This is a genomic window from Lentilactobacillus farraginis DSM 18382 = JCM 14108 (genome assembly GCF_000583655.1).
GTDB classification, from domain to species: Bacteria; Bacillota; Bacilli; order Lactobacillales; family Lactobacillaceae; genus Lentilactobacillus; species Lentilactobacillus farraginis.
On sequence record NZ_BAKI01000007.1, the window covers coordinates 32,531 to 52,855 of the forward strand.

The following is a 20,325-nucleotide window of genomic DNA, read 5'->3' on the forward strand; positions in this document are numbered from 1 at the left end:
TCCAAAATAATTTTAGTCCCTTGGCTGATTTACCGGCCATTTCGGATTCTCACCGTCCAGCACTCGGACCACCTCACTAGCGGCATCAACCGCCATACGAGAAAAGCTTTCGACAGTGCTGGAGCCAATATGCGGCGTTAATAACACATTGTCAAATTGAAACAGTTTGCTAGTCATTGGCAGCGGCTCCTCCTCAAAGACGTCCAACGCGACACCGGCAAGTCGGTGGCTGGTCAGTGCCGCAATTAAGGCATCGGTATCAACCAAGCTGCCACGACTCAAATTAACCAGTACACTTGACGGCTTCATCATTGCCAACTGCTCGTCACCAATAATATGGCGGGTTTGCGGATTAGCAGCCAAATGCAGGGTTACCACGTCAGCCGTTTTCAGCAGGGTTGTTAAATCAACAAATTTACCGTAGGGTGACTGCTTTTGCGAACGATTATAAATCAGAATTTCCATGTCCAAAGCACTGGCCTTTTTGGCAACCTGTTGACCAATGTGACCGTAACCAATAATCCCCAACGTTTTCCCAGCTAAATCAAAGCCCAGATGGGATTGCGAATAGGTGCTGTTTCCCTCACGCATCTCCATTGAAATTTTAGTCAAGTTCTTGGAAAGATCAAAGATTTCAGCTAAGGTTGTCTCGGCAACGGTTGCCGCGTTTGCATTCGGCGTATTGGTCACCCACACACCATGCTTGGCACTTGCAGCCAAGTCAACGTTATCATAACCAACCCCATGACGGGCAATTATCTTCAGCTTTGGCAGCTGGGAGAGGACCGCTTCGCCAATATGATTAAGAAAAATAATCATGCCATCCGCATCTCGTCCGTGTGCAAGCAAACTGCTGGTTGAATGCCCATCAACTTCAATTAATTCAATTCCCCGATCGGTTAAATAGTCCTTTCCCGCCTGCGATAAGGTTTTGGGAACAATTACTTTTTTACTCATTTCAAATCTCCTTATTTCGTTAATTTTTGGTTCGCATATGCCAACATGTCGGCGGTTTGCTGATTCAGCAGTGGTGGTAAGTCATCAAAATCAAAATAGGCTACTCGAACCGTCTCATCAGTTTTAGCCTGCAATGGCTGACCGCCAATTTGTCTTACATGATAAAGTGCAGTAATCGTTTGCGCGATATCCCCATTAGGATAACGGGTCTCACCCTGATCAAAGATTTTTAACAGGTTCACAATCTCAACATCAATCCCGCTATCTTCTTTGTATTCTCGAACGCATGCCTGCGCGTAAGTTTCACCATATTCCAAATAACCGCCTGGCAAGCTCCAATTATGCGTATCGGTTCGCAAATTTAATAAGACCTGTCCGTTACTATTTAACAAAATCCCACCAGCAGTGTTCATAATGATCGGTGTATGCCCAACCAGTGACCGGATCTTGGCAACATAACCTTTCGCCATCGTTACGACCCCTCTCTTATTTTAGTTGTTAAAGATATGATACATTTTTGGTGAAAGTTAGTAAAATTAATTCACAAGGCTGTTGCTGTGGCGCCGTTGATCGGTTTATTATGGGGTCTACTACAGCCTATGTCGTTCGAAATGCCAATGTCCAAGTTCTAGTGGTTAACGATTAATTTTTTTAATTACCAAAATTAAAATACTAAAAATAAAAGTTATGCGTTTAATGTTTCCTACGTTAAGTGCATAACTTTTTTGTTAATACGCAAAAACAAAGCTATTCTTCTATATCAAATTTTAATACCTCACCTGAGTAACAAACAACTTGTTTTCAGATATATAGGCTTGAATCATTTTATCGATCAATAATTAAAAGAATTCTGTTGCCGTATCAGCAATACTGGTTCACAATGAACGTATTCCTTACATCACAACCACAGTATCTTGAAAGAGAGGATAGCGTTAATGAAAATTGTTTTGTTAGATGGCTATGCATTGAACAACGATCTGAATTGGCAGCCCTTAAAAGCATTAGGTGAATGCCACCTGTATGCCCGGACACCAGTTGACGATTCTCAAGAAATCTTAAACCGGATTGAAAATGCCGAAATCGTGATTACTCATAAAACTCCATTAACGGCCGAAATTATTCAACAGGCGCCCAATCTTAAGTACATTGGCGTGATGGGAGACGGCTACGACGTGGTTGACACACAAGCCGCGGCAAAAAGAAATATTCCAGTAACCAACATTCCCGTTTACGCAACTGATGCCGTTGCCCAAGCCACCTTTGCTTTGCTTTTGGAAATCGCCAACCAAGTTGGCCGCCATAATCAATTGGTCCACGAAGGGCGATGGGCAGCCAGTCCCGATTTCACTTTTTGGCAAAAGCCCTTAATTGCGTTGAAGGGTAAAACACTGGGCCTAATTGGTTACGGCCGAATAGCCCAAAGAGTTGCTGAAATTGCTCGGGCTTTTTCAATGAACGTTATTTTCTATAATCATCGGCCAACTGCACACTCGCCAAAAACAATTCAGCAGGTTAGTTTAACAACGCTACTGAAAACGGCCGATATTATCAGCCTTCACGTCCGACTGACCCCCGAAACAACCAATTTGATTCGAAAAGAAACAATCAACGAAATGAAACCCGGTGTTATTTTATTAAATACTGCCCGCGGTAAGCTGGTTAATGAAGCCGATCTGGCCAATGCTTTAAAAAGCGGCAAGATTCGGGCAGCTGCTGTCGATGTTGCCGCAAAAGAACCCATCCCCAATACCAGTCCACTTTTAAACGCGCCCAATTGTTATTTGACACCACACATTGCCTGGGCCGCTTTTGAAACCAGAACCGACCTGTTAAAAATGACCATCGAAAACTTAAAGGCCTTCCTGTCCGGGCACCCGGCTAACGTTGTCAATTAACTTAAAAAGCCGATTTTATTTGAGTAAGGAAGCACTATATTATGACAAACCCAACTGATTGAAAAGCAGCACTGAACTCAAAAGAAGATTTCAAGAACTTTATTACTGATTAATTCGCAAAACATGAAGAATTAACCGGCAATTACGAAAATTCATCTTATTATGAATATTACACGGTTCGTTTGGACAGCAAGCAAGGGCTCATCATCACCCTGACAACTGGCATTAACACGACAGGCAATATCGGAGTCAGCCCAATGCCGTTTAAAGATGCTGAAAAGCTTTCAATTGAGCAATTCCGTTAATTTATTCTCCACAAGAAGTTTGCTGACATGCACACTTCTTTGGCCGACGTTTTCAAGACGGTTGCCGGCGTACCGGATGCTGTTAACGAATAATCATTAACTAAAATTAAGCCAAAAATACTGACTCGAGGTTTATCTCCAGTCAGTGTTTTTTATTAGCTAATTTTTCGTTCAAACTTTTTCAAGTGAAATAACTGATCGATCCGCTTAAAATAATTACCAGAAATTGTCAGTAAGATTACCCTTAAATTATTTTTCAATTTAATGAGTGTCGTTTCTCTTCATCATCCGCAACATAATGATATATCTTTCGCTGAACCAAATATTGGTCCTTTTCTTGGACAATAAACAATGGCGAGCTTTCCTCCACCACATTGCTAAACTCCAACCCATACCAGGAAGTTGGTGATGCGGTAATGTTTTGCAGGTAGATTCGACCGCCAATCAATCGTTTATCCAAGGCGCTTAATTGATCATTGGCAACTAAATCGGCAGGCTGTTCATTGATAATCACAAACTTAAAGTCACCGACTTTACGGTGTCGCTGAGTTGAATACTTCGGCACCTGCGGCTCCAAAACGCCCTGGTCAACTAAGTGGTCCACAATCTGGTGGAGATAGACACTGACGGACTGCGACTTACGAAAGCCCAAATACAGCTGAATGTTAACGATGTTATTAGTCCCCAACATGTTAACCGTATAGTTGCTTTCATATGGCACGTTGGTTTCATTAACGGTCACGAACCAATAAACTTTGGCTCGTTTAGGTTCCTGATCCAAAATGGAATACATGGTACTTCGCTTAATCTGGTAATCACCTTTAATTTTGGTCATGTAAACCAGATTCGTCGTAAACATCGGCACTGTTTCATCCTTGCTCAATTCCTGGAGCTGATCCCGATAATCCATAAGCGACACATACTCGCTTTCCCGTTCATAATGTTCACGGCGTTTATTGCCGAAATACCAAACCCACATAACATATAGAATTGCCAGCATGATGGCCAGCGTCACATAGCCGCCATGGACAAACTTAACCAGACTAGCAATCAGAAAAACTGCTTCAATCATGCCAAAAAACAACGCTGTTGCCAGCGCCAAGCCTTGGTGAACTCGACTTTTCAAAAATTCATAAAGCAAAATGGTCGTCATCAGCATCGTTATGGTAATTGCCAAGCCATAAGCTGCCTCCATTTTTTGTGAACTTTCAAAATACCAGACAACACTCAACGTTACAATACACAAAATCCAATTAACATTTGATATATATATCTGATTTTTGACGTTGCTGGGATGCTTAACAATTAACCTTGGCAAAAACTTCAAACCAATTGCCTCGTCAACCAGCGTGTAAGACCCGGTAATCAACGCTTGCGAAGCAATAATAGCAGCCAACGTCGCTACGATAATGCCAAATAATCGCCAGTGCCCCGGCAGCATCTCATAAAACGGGTTCAAATCGGATAAATTCCGATAAGCAGCATCATTGGCGTGATTAATCACCCAGGCCCCCTGCCCCAAATAATTTAAAAACAAGGCACCGTATACCAATGGCCAAGTGGCGTAAACATTTTTCTTACCGACATGTCCCATATCTGAATATAAGGCTTCGGCCCCGGTCGTTGCCAGGAAAATACTGCCGAGAATAAAGATGCCCACTTTGTTCGCGGGGCTGAATAAAATTTCAATCGCATAGTACGGCGATAACGCCTTCAAGATAACCGGATAGTCCAACAAGTTGATGACACCAAAAACGGCCAGGAAACCGAACCACAAAACCATCACCGGCCCAAAAGATTTACCAATTGCGCCGGTACCAAATCGCTGAATCACAAATAAAATCAGTAAAACAGCCGTGGTTATCAATAAAACATCATGCTGAGAATTACCAAATGTTATCGGGCCGATTTGCTGATTTTTTAGACCTTCAATCGCCGAGGTCACCGTTACGGCAGGCGTTAAGGTGCCATCAGCAAGGATCGCCGCGCCACCAATTAACGCCGGAAAAATCAACCACTTGGCATTTTTCCGAACCAACGCGTACAACGCAAAAATGCCGCCTTCATGGTTGTTATCGGCTTGCATGGCAATCACAACATATTTCAAAGTCGTGATAATCATCAACGTCCAAAAAATCAATGAAATTGAGCCAATGACGTAATTCGGTGAAATGTTGCCCATTCTACCGGCATCACCAATTAAAGCGTTCATTACATATAATGGTGATGTGCCGATATCGCCATAAACAATGCCTAAAGTAACCAACATCCCGGCGAGTGAAATATGTTCCAGTTGCTTATTCATTGTCAGAGCCTCCAAGCAATCCCTCAGGATTTAATATGAAGCATATTATGCCAAATCAACCAATAAGGCAACCCCATTCATCAAATTGTCATAATTAAGTTTTAATCCGATAATTCAGCAGCGGCTCGGCTTTAATTGATCACCTTTTTATTTGGGTCCAACCAATTAATCAACAAAACAATTACCAATATCACCACGACACAGGTAAAAACCGCATGTAAAGCCGTTAAGACAATTGGATCTACCAACGCAGAATTGGCAACTGACTGAGAATGCGCGGAACTAATAACATTATTAACCTGTGAAAAGGAAATGCCACCATGCAGGTTAAGCCGAATCACCAAGTTTAAAATTGCACCGTAAACGCCAGCCATAACCGTTTGGCCCAGTGAACGCCCCAGCGTCAAAATGGAGGTCGCCGAGCCAACCATCCCAGCCGGTACCAAGTGCTGACTGAGCACCGTATTCATACTAATGACAATTCCCATGCCAGTTCCGTTAATCATGGCAATCACGTAGAATGCCCAAACCGGAAACGAACTACCGGCAAAGACCAGCTCAACGTATCCCAATAACATGACGACAATCAGGACAATGGCGATCCATTTGGGCACATATTTAGCAATCAACGTGCCGACCAGAAATGACGCAATCAGCCACATAATTGAACTCGAAGTAACTACCAGACCGGCTGTGGTTGCTGAAACCCGATATAATGATTGAAGCCAAATCGGAAAGTAAACCTGATAACCGATTAAGACCCCGCTTAAAACTGTGGCCGTAATAATTTGAATGCTGAACGTGGCCGAATGAAACATTTTTGGCGACAACAGCGGATTTTCAAACCGGCGTTCCTGTCTAACCAGCAGCCACAAGCTGATGACGGCAATCAGCAAAAGACCAACGGCCAAGAACGGTTGCCTGTCCAGAACCTGAATGGCCAATAACAATCCCACTAAACAAACTGCCAGCCAAACAATCCCCCACCAATCAATTGTCAATTGCTTTCGTAAACGCACTTTCTCATGATAGCCGAACCAAACCAGCAGCATGACGCCAATTCCCAGCGGCACATTGACAAAGAAAACCCAGTGCCAGGATAATCGATCAACCAGAAAGCCACCGATCAACGGGCCAACCAATGCCGAAAGCCCCCAAGCCGTGTTATTGAAAGCCAGCACATTAGCCCGTTCCTTAAAACTAAAGTTATCCGCGATAATCGTAAACGTTAGTGGCATCACCGCGCCGGCACCGATTCCCTGAAGCGCCCGTGATATAATCAGCAGTAAAATTGACGGTGACAAGCCACTCAACAGTGATCCCAATGTAAAGACTATGACGCCCCACTGAAAAATATTCCGGCGTCCCATCATATCAGCCAATTTACCATAAATCGGTGTTGTAATTGCCGTCGTCAATAAATACGCACTCATAATCCAACTTTGAAAAGCTAAACCGTGTAATTCACTGATAATTGACGGCAGCGCGGTTGTGACGATGGTGACTTCCACCGACGTCATAAAAGTCGCGATAAAAACGGCGGTCATAATCAACCACCGCTTGTTTCGAATCGGGCTTTCACCGACTTGATTTGTTTCGTGATTCATAAAATCCGCATCCCTTCTCTCAAAATACTTTACATAGAAAATTTTACCATCATCCGCTAAAATGAAAACAAACAATCAAATAGACAGGAGATTTAAAATGAAGATCACTTTCGATCACGCCCAACCACAAGCACTATCCGACATCATGCGGATTGAACATACCGGCTTTTCAGACGCTGAGGCTGCTACTACCAAAGCTATGAAAGACCGAATCCGGCTGTACCCGGATACATTCATCGTTGCCAAAAATGATCAAGGCCAAATTGTCGGCTACATTGTAGGCCCTTCCTTTAATCAACGCTATTTAACCGACGAATTATATGAAAAAGCGACGCCAAACAATCCAAACGAAAGTTATCAAACCGTCCTTAGTTTGGTTGTTGATCCCGCCTATCAGCATCACGGCATTGCCGGCCAATTGTTGGATAAACTGGCCAAGGTGGCTAAGAACCAGGGGCGGACTGCCATTAGCCTGACATGCTTAAAGAAATTGATTCCTTTCTACGAGGACCACGGCTACAAAAACGAGGGAATAGCTGATTCCGATCATGCAGATGAAGTTTGGTATAATATGGTGCTGGATTTATAAAAATTATGGTGCAACTTGTTCTTGCCCTCATATATTAACGACATCCATTCTTGAAAATATGTAAAAATAATAGTTACTAAAACGAGCCGGCCAAATTCTCAAGTATTTGATTATTTTCATCCCAAAAACCGCCCAGACAAGTATCTTAAATACTCGTTTGAGCGGTTTTATAATCAGTTTTTCGATTAGTTTTGAATCACCCACTAGTCAAAAAACTACTTAAACACTTCTTGCTTACGTGGCTTGCTTTCGAAATGACACCAGTGATGTGCCATAGTGCTTTTTGAATACTTTTGTCAACGATTCCGGCCGTTGATAACCACATTTTTCAGCAATCTCTTCAACCGACAAGGCAGAAGACTCTAAGTAATGCCGAGCCATAGTCAGCCGAAAATTTTGAATATACTTTGCCGGCGACATCCCAGTGACTTCCTTAAACTTGGCAGTAAAATAACTTCGATCCAATCCAACCAAGTCAGCCAGCGCTTCAACCGTTAACGTTTCGGCAATGTGTGCCTGAATATAAGCAACTGCCTTATTAACGTAAGGATTCAAAATCAGCGTTGGCAGCGTTTCTTTATTTGAAGCTGCTACACAGCTAAAGAATTGGTACAAATTACCGATTCTTGCCATATTATCAACGACGTTATCTTTAGCATGGTCAATAATATTTTCAGTATACTGATAAAGCAACCGACTGAATTTTGCGGCCTCAAAGACCGGCTCTTCCTGAGTTAATCCCGCTGAAGAAATCACCTGTGGCGCATTTTGGCCGCCAAAGCCCAACCAAAGATATTTCCAGGGGTCCTTTTCGTCCGCAATATAAAAGGTTTGCACATTCGGCGTAATTAAAAATCCCTGACCGGCGTGCAGTGAATATGTCACACCATCCACTAAGAAAGTGCCCTTACCCTTGAGAATGTAATGCACCACAAAGTAACTTCGAACAGCAGGACCGTATTGATGTTTGGGAAATGTCTGGGAAATTCCCGCACAGGAAAGCGACAATGGTTGGTCTGAATATAATTTTAAAGAAATTGCGTGCGCGTTTTCCATGTCCGTTTTCCCCTTTATAATTTCTGAAATACCTTGTTGACTGTTAGTCACTGACGGCTTTGAAATGATACATATGTGAACTAAAGTCAAATTTATCAATTGTTTCGTAAAAACCGGTATTCATTAGTTCATCACCACCAATAACTTTTCCGGTAGCAATGTTTTGATAATCCCAATTACCGTTTAATCCTGCTAATTTTAACACATTAAAGGCGGGTTGCGCTGATGATAAGACTTGAAACGAAAAGACAACCGCCTCACTTTTATCTGCCGTCACAAACAGCCATGCGCACCGATTCCCCTGACTTGGATTGATCAGCCGAATGAAATCGCCAAATTGAATAATTGGTCGAATTGCCTTGTAGGTAGCGACCTGTTTGGCAATTGCTGCTTTTTCAGCAGCCGACATTTTAGTTAGATCAAGCTCATAACCGAAGACCCCACTCATAGCAACATCAGCTCGGGTTTGAAGCGGTGTTGCCCGGCCGGTTTGCTGGTTGGGTGATTCAGAAACATGGGCAGTCATTGACGAAATCGGGTAAGCCAAAGAAGTCCCATATTGAATTGTTAACCGGGCAATTGCATCCGTATTATCACTTGTCCAGGATTGTGGCATATAGTACATCATACCGGCATCAATTCTGCCACCGCCACCAGAACAGCCTTCCCAGAGAATGTCCGGAAATTCACTGGTTAATCGTTCCAATAACTCATAAAGCCCCAAAACATATCGATGGAGGGTTTCGCCCTGTTGCTGTGGCGGCAAAACCGATGAGTATACATCAGTAATATGGCGGTTCATGTCCCATTTTACATAGTCGATATCCGCATCCTTTAAAACCTGTTTCATCTGATTAAAGAGATTGTCGCGAACCGCCTGGCGCCCCATATCCAACACATATTGATCACGAGAAGGGGTTGGTTCTCTATCAGGTACCCTTAGCATATAGTCCGGATGCTGGCGATATAAGTCAGAATCATAAGAAATCATTTCCGGTTCAAACCAAATTCCCATTTTCATCCCCTGTTGATGAACATAATCAGAAAATTTTTTCAGGCCATGAGGAAACTTCTTCTTAAAGACCCGCCAGTCTCCCAAAGATGAATCATCGTTGTCACGATGGCCAAACCAGCCATCATCTAAGACAAACATTTCAATGCCAACGTTTTTAGCCTCATCTACAATCTTTTTTAATTTTAATTCATTGAAATCAAAGAAAGTAGCTTCCCAATTATTAATCACAATCGGCCGCTGACGGAATTGGTTTTTACCGCGGCTAACCCGTTCCCTTAATAAATGATGATAAGTCTGACTCAAATCATTTAAGCCGTGGTCAGAGTACGCTAACAAAACTTCAGGCGTTTGGAAACTTTCATCTGGCCCCAACTGCCAGTCAAATTGATCGTCATTGATCCCTACCGTCAGCCGGGTTTGCTTAAATTGATCTCTTTCAACTGATTCCTTGTGATTTCCGGAATAAACAAAATTAAAGCCGTACACCTCACCATGAAATTCATCCGTCTTGGGCTCACACAAAGCAATAAACGAGTTCATCTGATGGCTGGTAGTTCCTCGAGAGCTTGAAAACACCTTTGAACCAAAGCCAACCTTTTCACGTTGTTCATGGCGTTCATTGACATGAGCGCCGGGTAGTGAAATAACATCCAACGTTCGATTATGAAAATCAATTTGCAAAGACGCTGCTTTTTCTAAATGAACCGTTGTCTGGCCAGCATTTTTTATTTTTACGGAGCGGGCAATCACTTTTCGATCCCGATAAATCGTATAGGTTAACGCCACTTCCAAGGATGTCAGTTGATCAACAAGCGTTATGATCAACGTCTGGGCTTCTTCATCGTCCTTAACATAAGCTGCCGGCAGGCCCTTAAGGCGTGGCTTTCCGGCAATGATTTGATAAGATTGGTACGTCAGGAAAACCGATCGGGATCCGTCCGCCTGTCGAACAATTAAGGCCGGCGTTCGAAAGTCACCATCCCCCTGCCCACTGTATTCTCGCAATAACGAATCCAGGGAGTAAGTCCGATCAGTTGTCCCGGGGAGGTTCCCGGAAAACCCGCGGTCAAGTCTGGGACTTTGCCGCTGACCATGATAATGTCTAACCGCCCGACCAAAGTAAAGGTGGCTCATAATCCCACCCTCATCAATGGCCAACAGATAAGAAATATACTGATTGTGTAAGTGAAAGACCCGGTTTTCCTGATCAAAGGTTATTAAAGGATCACTTACCTTGCGTGAGTGATTATTAGCTTTTGTCATTGTCAATTCCTCCATTTTAACTACTTCTCATCATTAGTTGGTTTCGCATCCTGATTGCCGGCAGTGATTTGCATGACTGCCTGGTTATTCGCGGTTACGGTTTTGCCAATCGGTTCAATCAGTTTAAAATCTTTAAACTGATCTGAGTTTGTCACCGTTACGATTACCGTATCGTCCAGTCCGGCTTTTTGAATTGCCGGTTGCCAAAATTCAATTAATTCAGTGCCTTTTTTAACCCGCTGGCCTTTTTCCAGAACTGAAGTAAAACCGGTTCCCCGCATCGCCACCGTGCCAATTCCAATATGAATTAACAGGGCCACACCGTTATCACCAACTAAGCCAACAGCATGCCGGGTTGAAAAAACTTGGGCGACGGTCGCATCAAAGGGTGCCAATATTCGACCATCACTGGGCTTAACAGCGAACCCGTTTCCTGCCTGACCAGATGCAAATGTCTGATCGGAAACATCCTTTAAGGAAATCAAACTCCCAGCAACCGGCGAGGTAATCTGAATCGAAGTCGCATCCGCTTTAACTGCTTCGTCAACTAAGACTTCTTTTCCCCACGTTTTCTCCAATTCATTGACAATTTCCGCATGCCGCTTTTCAGTTAATGTCGATTTTTTCCAAAAGATTGTCAATGCAATCAGTAAAAACACTGCCGGAACAGCAAACATCATTAATTTAAAAACAAAAACCCCATGGCCAGTAATCGAAGCGGCAGTGGCGCCGGTTGTCATTCCCGCTAATACGGCGATTTGCCCAACAACCCCGTTTGAAACGGCCCCACCTAATTTATCAAGCAATGGCCGCACCGATAATGTCAGCGATTCATCCCGATGGCCAAGCTTCCATTGGCCGTATTCTACAGAATCCGAAATAATCATTAGAACAACCAGAAAAATCACAGCTTGCGGGACCTGGAACAATTCAGCGGCTATTAAGACCAACAAGAAGGATTTTCCAGCAAAGGTGAACAGCAGAATACCGCTAAGCATTAATGCAATACATACTGCAAAGACATTCCGTCGGTTGAACTTATCAACCAACTTTGGAAAAATGGATACCGAAATCAAGCTAACAACGATATTTAACATTTGAAAAATCGAAAATTTGGTTGATGCCCCCATAATAAACGTAAAGTAATAAAGCACCAATGAATTTAAAATGTTGATTCCAATCGCATAAATACCATAGGTTAGTGCAATCCACATCAACTGATCATTTTTTGTCAATGCGCCGATAATCTGCTTAAAGCCAACCGTATTTTCTTTGTTTTTTCGAATATCAGACTGCACTTCATGCGTTCCAAAACCAACGGCCAGTGCTGTCACAATTCCAACAATTGCGACCATTAACGCAAAGCTGAACCAACCGCGGGCATCACCGGTACCGCCTGCTTTATTTAATGAAAAGAATAAAACCAGCGGCATGACAATCACCCCAACCAGGCCACCGCCCAATGTTGAGCCAATACGTGCAGAAGAAGCAGTCCGTTCCCGTTCATGAGAACTTAACGACAAGGCGGGAATCATTGACCAAAAAGCAACGTCTTTAAAAGAATAAAAGATATCCATTGTAATATATAAAATAGCAAAAATAGTTAAATATAAAATCGGATTTGTTCGGTTAATACCGCCTAAATTCGTAAATAGAACCAGTAGAATGATTGAAGTAATCGTTCCCCCAACAACAACCCACGGTTTAAATTGCCCAAATCTGGTTTTGGTTCGATCAATCAAATTACCGATAAATGGGTCAATAAACAATTCAACAATTCTTAATACCGTAATAATCATCGTAATATAGACAATCATTTGATTGTTTTGAGCCTTGTTGCCGGTATTAAATAAATGGGTCGTGATAAACATAATAAAATATGTTGATAGCGCCCCGTAAAACATATCATTTCCAAATGCACCAAATGCATATGAAATTCTCGAAACTGCTGTTTTACCCGAAGCAGGCTTTACTGCAACACTTTTTTCCATATTGGTTTCCTCCAGCATCATTCCCGGCTGCCAACCGGTTCTTTTTCCATTTCCACTAATCCTACGTGGTATGCTTCTAATCTTAGCCAAATAAAGAAAGCGCTACCAGCTCTATTTGTGATGTAAAACTGTCCATTTGTGGGATTATAGACAACACTACCAATTTAAAAATTGAATTCGCCAATGTTTTGGTCAACCTTTCTTGAACCGCCTCTCTGATAGTGTTATGATTCGACTAACTTATAATGGATTTTATGCAAGGAGCATTTAATAAAAATGACTAAAAAACATTTGCTTGCCGGGTTACTGGCATCCCTGACAATCGCCGCCGCACTGCCAATTACTTTTGGCGCCGCCTTTCAATCACCGGCATACGCCAAAACAGCCACGAAAGCTACGGTGATTTCACAAATTAAAAAGACCCCTGATCTAAATCCAACCAGTAGCGTTCGTGCTTTTTCAAAAACAACTTACCAGCAGTACAAAGCAACTTTTAACAAGGACTACAACGTCGACAAAATGAGTCCATCATCTGTTTTTAATCATCATCAGGCGCTGGTATACACAGCTTCGCCAACACTTCGAAAATACCTGGCCGTTTCGATGAAAACTTGGAACCATGCATTGGGCAGAACCGTCTTTAAAACCGGAACCAGCAATAACTACACGATTCGAGTCGGCTTTGGAACTGGTGGTAAAGACCATAGTTTATGGGACGGCCTCTACAAGACCAACAAACTGTGGGTCAATAAGTCCCATTTCAATAGTGACAGTTACATTTTGACCGTTTTACAAGCGGTTAGTGGTAAAAAAGTAACCAAGCCTAAAACAGCCGCTGATAAAGCTGCCTATGTCAAATATTACCGTGGTTTCTGGGAGGCCACGATTACCCACGAATTGGGTCACAGCTTAGGTTTGGATCACACACCGTATTTGGATGATATTATGTACGCGCAATCAGGCGATAGTTCTAGTAGCATTAAGTACACTTGGACAACTTCCAAGAAAGGTAACGGTTCATTTGCCGGTTTCACCAATAAATTATCCAGTCGGGATATCAACCGGGCAAAAATTAACCAAACTATTGGGATACTGGTGAAATTAAAGTTTAACTAAGTCAAAAAACGCGACCATAACCTGGACGCGTTTTTTGTAACCGTAATATTAAGATGTGGTTTTTACAAAATTTCCCCAATCAATAGATTCAACCAAATTAAAATCTGATTGTTTTTAGCACCTCATTTATATTTTTCAAAAAGCATTGTCAACCAGATACTCAAGATATAGCCTGTCGCCACAACCATTATCAAGAAAGTTTTATCAAATGCGTGAAATGACGTCGTAATATAAAGAAGCCAAAATAGTGCCAAAATAGTTGGTGTTGATTTAATAATAAAGTCTTTCAATTCATTCAGCTTCCCTTGCACGGCATTATTCGCCGGCATCCCTGCTAATAATGCCATTTACTGTGCTGATTTTCAAAGAAATGTCAACCCGGAATGCCGCCATATATTTCGATCAAAACCAATCACGTATGCCAATCCGATCAGCAGAAGCGGTGTCCAAACAATCAAGAACGCTGGCCACGGGCTACTGCCGGCCACTACATGTGAGAAAATCGCCTGCTGCCAGTCAATGAAGAAATGAATTACAATCACCCAAATTAACGAATTGGTTGTCAGTCGGACCGCGACAAACAAGATGCCCAAAACAAAGGCATAAATTGCCTGCTGGATAGTCGCTTTAACACCTTGGCCGGCCAGAATGTTGAATAAGTGAAGCAAACCGAAGCAGGCTCCGGAAGTCACGGCTGCCCAAGTATAACGATGCCGACTCAGCCGAAAAGCATCCGCAAAGGCCGACAGCAGCAAGCCCCGACAGGTAAATTCTTCGAAGATACCTGCTGATAACGCGACCAAGGTGTCGGCAATGAAAAATTTTGAATGAACCATTGCGACCAGTCGGTATGGAAAATTACTTAGGACCAGTAACAACACCAACAGCACCCCAATAATGGTAATCATTGTTTTCAAAAAAACGTTCAATGGCGTCGGGCGCTTTAAAAGCTTTGTACCGCCAAGACCATAATAAACAATTCCGGCCGCAATCAATGCATATGTAAATCGAATGACCGCTCGGATATAAATAACAGTCGTCCCATGACCGGGAAACAAAAGCCCCTTAGAAACAAAATCTACGCCGAATAATAATGCGAATAAGCCGACAGCGACAAGTAATAATTGTTGCCAGGACCAACGTGTCTGTATCAAGTTATCCCTACTTTCTTTATCCATACTGACAGGGTATCATATTTTTGTGCCAGATAAAATTTAGATTTTCTATCGACAACGTGGTTTTACCAGGTCCGACTTGTTATAATGCCAGTGTAGACATTTCGAATGGAGATGGATAATCCTTGATGAATTCCAAATTAAAACAGCGCTTGATCAGCCCAAAGTTCATGACCAAATTTGCAGTCATGTATTTAATCGGCAGCGCGCTCATGCTCGGTTGCGCACCATTAGCCTTGTTATACGGTTCTTTCGATGATAGTTTGATTTACGGATTCTTATTGACATTGCTGCCGTTAAGCTGGTTTCATACGTTCTTTAATAAAAATTACGCCAACTCATATTTCTTAAAGCTTACCAACCGACTGCACGTCATTATTTTCGCGTTGGGGGTCCTTTATCTCGGCTTTATTCTACTGAATCGATTTCTGTGACCAGGTTTCAAAAATACTTACGCACCATTGATATAGTGGTCAACTTATCACCTTTAGTGCTGATAAGTTGGCTGCTATTTTTGTTAACCACTTTAAGCTGACCAAATCGAGGCTTAAAAAAGAATTGCATTAAATTTTAATTAAAGTATAATGAGTTTAAATGTGATATGTTCTGACATTTAAGTATTACTTTTTGGAGTTTTTTAATTAAAATATAATGAATAGTCATGAACACAATTCGGGAGGGTATTTTATGCGTGCATGGAAGCAGGTTTCTTTATTATTAAGTGTCACCGGCGTGTCACTAATTCTGGTCGGCTGTGGCAAGGCCAAACAAAGTGCCAACAAACAGATCATTCGAACGTCAATTGATTCCGAGCTGACCTCGGTTGATCTATCGAAAACAACGGCCCTCAACAGTTTCACCGTTTTAAACAACGTTGATGAGGGGCTTTTCCGGTTGGGTAAAAACAGTAAAATCGAACCAGGAATCGCTAAAAGCTATACTGAATCCAAAGATGGCAAAACTTATACGTTTAATCTCAGAAAAAATGCCAAATGGAGTAACGGTGATCCGGTTACCGCTCAGGATTTCGTTTATTCCTGGCGGCGGACTTTAAACCCTAAGACCTCTTCACAGTATGGTTACCTTTTCTCGGGAATTAAGAACGCTGATAAAATTCAAAATAGTAAGGCCCCGGTTTCTTCTCTGGGAATTAAGGCCAACGGCAAATATAAGCTTACCGTTACCCTCGAAAATCGCTTGCCATTCTTCAAACTACTGATGGGCTTTCCGGTCTTCTTCCCGCAAGATGCCAAAGCCGTTCAAAAGTACGGCAGCCGCTATGGAACTTCAGCCAATCGGCAAGTCTACAACGGACCGTTTACCTTAACCAAATGGACCGGCAGCAATCTTTCCTGGACACTAAAGAAAAACCCTTATTATTGGGATAAAAAGCACGTCAAGCTGGATCAGGTTAAATACAGCGTAATCAAGGACCCAACAACCGGCTTGAATCTCTATAATCAAAAGAAGCTCGATATGAACGGCCTCTCAAATGATCAGGCCAAACAATACAGTAAAAATAAGAATATCGTCACTCGAAAGCAGTCATCCAGCTACTACATTGCCTTCAATCAAAAGAAAAAAGTCTTCGCTAACTTAAAGATCCGGCAAGCCATTTCAATGGCTATTAATCGAAAGGTCATGGTTAATAAAGTGGTCGGTGGCGGTGCCATTCAAAATACCAACTTTGTATCAAAAGGCTTGGCGGTTTCGCCAACGACCGGCAAAGACTTTACCAGTGAGACGACTATTCCGGCGTCAATGTCTTACAACTTGCCAAAGGCCAAGCAATTATTCAAACAGGGCTTGGCTGAGGAAGGCCGCAAATCGTTAAGCTTTACGTTAATGGCTGGGGATGACTACGCAACCAAGCAGTTGACGGAATACCTGCAAAGCGCACTGGAAAAACTGCCAGGCTTGAAAGTCTCTCTAAACAATATCCCCGCCAGAGTGGTCCTCTCACGCCAAGCAGATCAACAATTCCAAGTAACCGTTGCGGACTGGTTTGCCGACTACTCCGATCCGGTCACTTTCCTAAACATTTTGACTTCAAAGAACCCCAGCAACATTTCCAAATGGCAAAACACCGCCTATGATAAATTGATTGCCAAAAGTAACGGTCAGGACGCTGCCAAGCCACAAGCCCGCTGGAACGACATGATTGCTGCCCAAAATCTGGCTTTAAAGGACCAAGCGATTGTCCCGCTTTATCAATCAGGCGAAAAATGGTTGATTAACCCGAAAGTCAAAGATGTAATTTATAATACTGCCGGACCAAATTACAACTATAAGGATGCTTACGTAAAGTGATCAGCTGACACATCTCGAAGCTTTTGTTTATATTTTAGTTAAAGATATTTAGTTGATAAATTCAAATTTAAAAGTTCTAGTCACCTAGTGATTGGAACTTTTTTAGTATGAATACGTAAAACACCAAAATCCCGGGTCCGGAAACAGGAGAACCCACGATATAAAAAGGACCATTTCACAAAATAATTATTTAAGACGCCGTTTTAACTTCGATAGCGCAACCCTAACGATTTACTTCTGCATATTTAGTGATTATTTACGACTTGTTGATTACTTCGTCCATTCATAACTTGACCGATCTTAGAGTATCCATGTATATTATCTACAGGTAAACAATACATGGTATTAATTAAATGCAAAGCTTGGAGGCTTTTTTCAATGAAATTGATGCACTCATTACTATTGTGTTCAGCTGTTGTTCTCACAGGAACAGCGATTATCTCAACTACTGGCATTACATATGCGAATGCTGTCGAAGCGCAGTCTACTGCTGCCGCACTAAATCCCGACACTAACATTCAGATTTTAACCAAACCGACGCTAAAGCAACGCCCAGAAAATGGAATGAAGGTGACTGGCGGTCAGTATGTTCCTTTCAGAAAAGGGTTTGTAGCAGGAACGCTCGGTGATTTAATGCATCCCGGTGAAAACATCGAGGTAACTGGTACCGGCTACATCAGGATCCGAACCGAATTGGAGTTTTGGTATCATACCGGAAAAGTTTCAATGCCGGAAATTACCGCCCAAACTAAAGACACCAAAGTTCAGCCAGTAGGCGAAGGGTATCAATTCTTTTCAGAATCTGCATTTAATATGAGCAGCGATACACCTGAAGTTGGTTATAATGATCGATTCATTTGGTTTTCAGGGACGATCAAAGTTGGTCAATTAGAAAACGATGCATCTTATAACATTGGTGTTAGTGGTGTTGATTTTAATCAAGTGAAAAATGGCACTGCAGTTGTATATGACACTGACAATGATATATTGCCTCCCTATAGTTATAAATTAATCTCCCGTGGAACCGACCCCAATGGCTACATGGACGATCAATTAGTTGAAGCAAGAGACCGGCAATTCGATACGACCGGTAAATATGATGCAACCACTTCCGATAACGGCGCTACCACTCAAAACGTTATTTACAAGGGGGCTGACGAAGATACCGCCAATCAATGGTGGACCTTTATTTATGCGGGAGATCAAGATGGTAAGCATTATTATCGCTTATTGAATGATTTAACCGGAAAATATCTATCAGTCGCTAACAATAATCCAGGCTATAACGTTATTACGGAAGATAAAAAAGATAACGATCCCAGCCAACTTTGGGCCATCAGTAAAGCCGACGGCGAAAGCAACCCGTCACTCTCAACCCACATTTCAAATGCCATTTATAACACTCTCCAAAATAAAGCCAGTCAACTTTATTTAACGGATGATGGCAGCACAATTAGTCAACAACCGCTAGGAAAAATAGGGACGGCACTTTTTGAGGCAAGATACACCCGGGGCTATACAGACCACAACGGTGATCATTTTCCAGACAGTCTCTCAGATGTCTTTAGGTTGGATTCAAGCAAATATAAGCGCTACGAAGCTGAATCGCTTTCTACAAGTAAATATTCAGCTCAAGGAACCGATACAGAACGAAATTGGCGTGGCAACTCAGATATTTCGGGGACTCGATTTGTTAGACTAAACCAAGCTAATCCAACACTCACCCAAACTATTGATGTCCCGCAAACCGGCCCTTATAACGTACTAATTCATTATGGATCCAACGCCGATGTTAAGACACCCGTTTATGTAAAAAGTAATGCGTCAGGTGGACCTGGCGCTTACATTTCAAACAATGGTAATTTAACCACCACTGCCAACGACACTTTGGACAGCCAGCTAGCCCAGCAAACTATCAACTTTTCAAACAACGCCACCTTCCCAATGGGCCCTCACGGTAAAACCAGTCAAAAATCCATGCTGCCATTTTCTGACGGCAGCATCAAACAAGCGCAAATCTATTTGCATGCTGGTAAAAATGACATTACTTTTAGCAACCCTACCTCGTCAGCCTTGGATATTGACTATATTGATGTTGGCTTACAGAGTACGAATCCCGTAGCTGATACAACTGCTACTACCGGTGCTGGTACCTCCTCTACTGCTACAGTAACGACGCCTACCACCAGTAATAACAATAATGCTACTGATGCTTCGATTGCCAGTACCAGCACTAGCCAATCTTCAAGCACAGCATCGGTAAGCCAACCGGTCACGACTACGCCAACGACCCCTAATCAATTCAAACCCAAATCACTGGTTGTTTATAATAAGTATCCCATTTACGAATATAAAAAATTAGTTTTTTCAAAAACCAATCGCTTATCCAAGGTAAAAAAGAAGACTGTCTTAAAAGTCGTTGGCTCTCAAAAATCACCGTCCGGGTTACGCCGATATCGGTTAACTAATGGCCACTACATTACTGCTAATGCTAGGTTTATTGCCCCACTCTATATATACGCCATGAAAAAGAAAGCCGTCATCATTAACAACCAAGGCGCATATGAATATGCCAGTGCGGCACTTCACAAAAAAGATCGAATAAAGCACTTAAAAAAGGGAACCCGCCTTCATATTAAACGAATCGTTAAATTCCATTCAACAACTCGCTTAGAGCTTACAAATGGGCACTATATCAGCGGTAATAAATTTATCGTTCACAATTAAAAGGATTAAAGCAA

At 42.3% G+C, this 20,325-nt stretch carries 16 protein-coding genes and 1 pseudogene; 8 read left to right on the plus strand and 9 right to left on the minus strand.

Annotated features, from left to right (window positions below):
- Positions 1-12: 12 nt before the first annotated feature.
- Entirely contained in the window at positions 13-957 is a 945-nt protein-coding gene (locus JCM14108_RS04280) for a phosphoglycerate dehydrogenase (RefSeq protein WP_035178628.1), read from the minus strand.
- A gap of 11 nt (positions 958-968) precedes the next feature.
- Positions 969-1,427 (minus strand): NUDIX hydrolase, encoded by a 459-nt coding sequence (locus tag JCM14108_RS04285; RefSeq protein ID WP_035178629.1) that lies wholly within the window; start codon positions 1,425-1,427, stop codon positions 969-971.
- 50 nt (positions 1,428-1,477) lie between these two features.
- Here JCM14108_RS04285 and JCM14108_RS15785 point away from each other — a divergent pair, with 50 nt between their 5' ends.
- The 3 genes and pseudogenes from JCM14108_RS15785 (at position 1,478) to JCM14108_RS15095 (ending at position 3,250) form a co-directional block, all read left to right on the plus strand.
- Complete coding sequence (locus JCM14108_RS15785; RefSeq protein ID WP_268872147.1) at positions 1,478-1,603, plus strand: universal stress protein; 126 nt, start codon at positions 1,478-1,480, stop codon at positions 1,601-1,603.
- A gap of 289 nt (positions 1,604-1,892) precedes the next feature.
- Positions 1,893-2,852 (plus strand): D-2-hydroxyacid dehydrogenase, encoded by a 960-nt coding sequence (locus JCM14108_RS04290; protein WP_035178630.1) that lies wholly within the window; start codon positions 1,893-1,895, stop codon positions 2,850-2,852.
- A gap of 71 nt (positions 2,853-2,923) precedes the next feature.
- Positions 2,924-3,250: pseudogene (locus tag JCM14108_RS15095) on the plus strand (hypothetical protein).
- A 163-nt stretch (positions 3,251-3,413) separates the two neighbouring features.
- Here JCM14108_RS15095 and JCM14108_RS04295 read toward each other — a convergent pair.
- Both JCM14108_RS04295 and JCM14108_RS04300 read right to left on the minus strand, forming a co-directional pair.
- Positions 3,414-5,462: a KUP/HAK/KT family potassium transporter gene (locus JCM14108_RS04295; protein ID WP_035178632.1), complete on the minus strand. Its 2,049-nt coding sequence runs from the start codon at positions 5,460-5,462 to the stop codon at positions 3,414-3,416.
- A gap of 131 nt (positions 5,463-5,593) precedes the next feature.
- The gene (locus tag JCM14108_RS04300) at positions 5,594-7,069 is read right to left on the minus strand and encodes an MFS transporter (protein ID WP_035178634.1); all 1,476 of its coding nucleotides are present in this window, start codon (positions 7,067-7,069) and stop codon (positions 5,594-5,596) included.
- A gap of 97 nt (positions 7,070-7,166) precedes the next feature.
- On the opposite strand from JCM14108_RS04300, the gene JCM14108_RS04305 reads away from it, so the two are divergent.
- Positions 7,167-7,658, plus strand: coding sequence for a GNAT family N-acetyltransferase (locus tag JCM14108_RS04305; protein WP_035178636.1), 492 nt, complete (start codon positions 7,167-7,169; stop codon positions 7,656-7,658).
- A gap of 234 nt (positions 7,659-7,892) precedes the next feature.
- On the opposite strand, the gene JCM14108_RS04310 is transcribed toward JCM14108_RS04305, so the two are convergent.
- Genes JCM14108_RS04310 through JCM14108_RS04320 form a run of 3 tightly spaced genes read right to left on the minus strand, consistent with a single transcriptional unit; the run spans position 7,893 to position 12,983 of the window.
- Positions 7,893-8,714: an AraC family transcriptional regulator gene (locus tag JCM14108_RS04310; protein ID WP_035178637.1), complete on the minus strand. Its 822-nt coding sequence runs from the start codon at positions 8,712-8,714 to the stop codon at positions 7,893-7,895.
- 43 nt (positions 8,715-8,757) lie between these two features.
- A complete protein-coding gene (locus tag JCM14108_RS04315) occupies positions 8,758-10,992 on the minus strand; it encodes an alpha-galactosidase (protein ID WP_051996008.1) in 2,235 nt (744 codons plus the stop codon).
- 20 nt (positions 10,993-11,012) lie between these two features.
- Positions 11,013-12,983, minus strand: coding sequence for a sugar MFS transporter (locus JCM14108_RS04320; RefSeq protein ID WP_051996013.1), 1,971 nt, complete (start codon positions 12,981-12,983; stop codon positions 11,013-11,015).
- 276 nt (positions 12,984-13,259) lie between these two features.
- Between JCM14108_RS04320 and JCM14108_RS04325 the strand changes: the two genes are divergently transcribed.
- Entirely contained in the window at positions 13,260-14,099 is an 840-nt protein-coding gene (locus JCM14108_RS04325) for a matrixin family metalloprotease (RefSeq protein ID WP_237745708.1), read from the plus strand.
- A gap of 122 nt (positions 14,100-14,221) precedes the next feature.
- Here JCM14108_RS04325 and JCM14108_RS04330 read toward each other — a convergent pair whose 3' ends face one another.
- Both JCM14108_RS04330 and JCM14108_RS04335 read right to left on the minus strand, forming a co-directional pair.
- Positions 14,222-14,446 (minus strand): hypothetical protein, encoded by a 225-nt coding sequence (locus JCM14108_RS04330; RefSeq protein WP_035178638.1) that lies wholly within the window; start codon positions 14,444-14,446, stop codon positions 14,222-14,224.
- A gap of 15 nt (positions 14,447-14,461) precedes the next feature.
- Complete coding sequence (locus tag JCM14108_RS04335) at positions 14,462-15,253, minus strand: CPBP family intramembrane glutamic endopeptidase (protein ID WP_035178639.1); 792 nt, start codon at positions 15,251-15,253, stop codon at positions 14,462-14,464.
- A 149-nt stretch (positions 15,254-15,402) separates the two neighbouring features.
- On the opposite strand from JCM14108_RS04335, the gene JCM14108_RS04340 reads away from it, so the two are divergent.
- The 3 genes from JCM14108_RS04340 (at position 15,403) to JCM14108_RS04350 (ending at position 20,311) form a co-directional block, all read left to right on the plus strand.
- A complete protein-coding gene (locus JCM14108_RS04340; RefSeq protein ID WP_035178640.1) occupies positions 15,403-15,708 on the plus strand; it encodes a hypothetical protein in 306 nt (101 codons plus the stop codon).
- Between the two features lie 253 nt (positions 15,709-15,961).
- On the plus strand, positions 15,962-17,584 hold the full coding sequence (locus JCM14108_RS04345) for a peptide ABC transporter substrate-binding protein (protein WP_035178641.1): 1,623 nt from the start codon (positions 15,962-15,964) through the stop codon (positions 17,582-17,584).
- A 378-nt stretch (positions 17,585-17,962) separates the two neighbouring features.
- Positions 17,963-20,311, plus strand: coding sequence for a DUF5776 domain-containing protein (locus tag JCM14108_RS04350; protein ID WP_035178642.1), 2,349 nt, complete (start codon positions 17,963-17,965; stop codon positions 20,309-20,311).
- Positions 20,312-20,325: the final 14 nt, after the last annotated feature.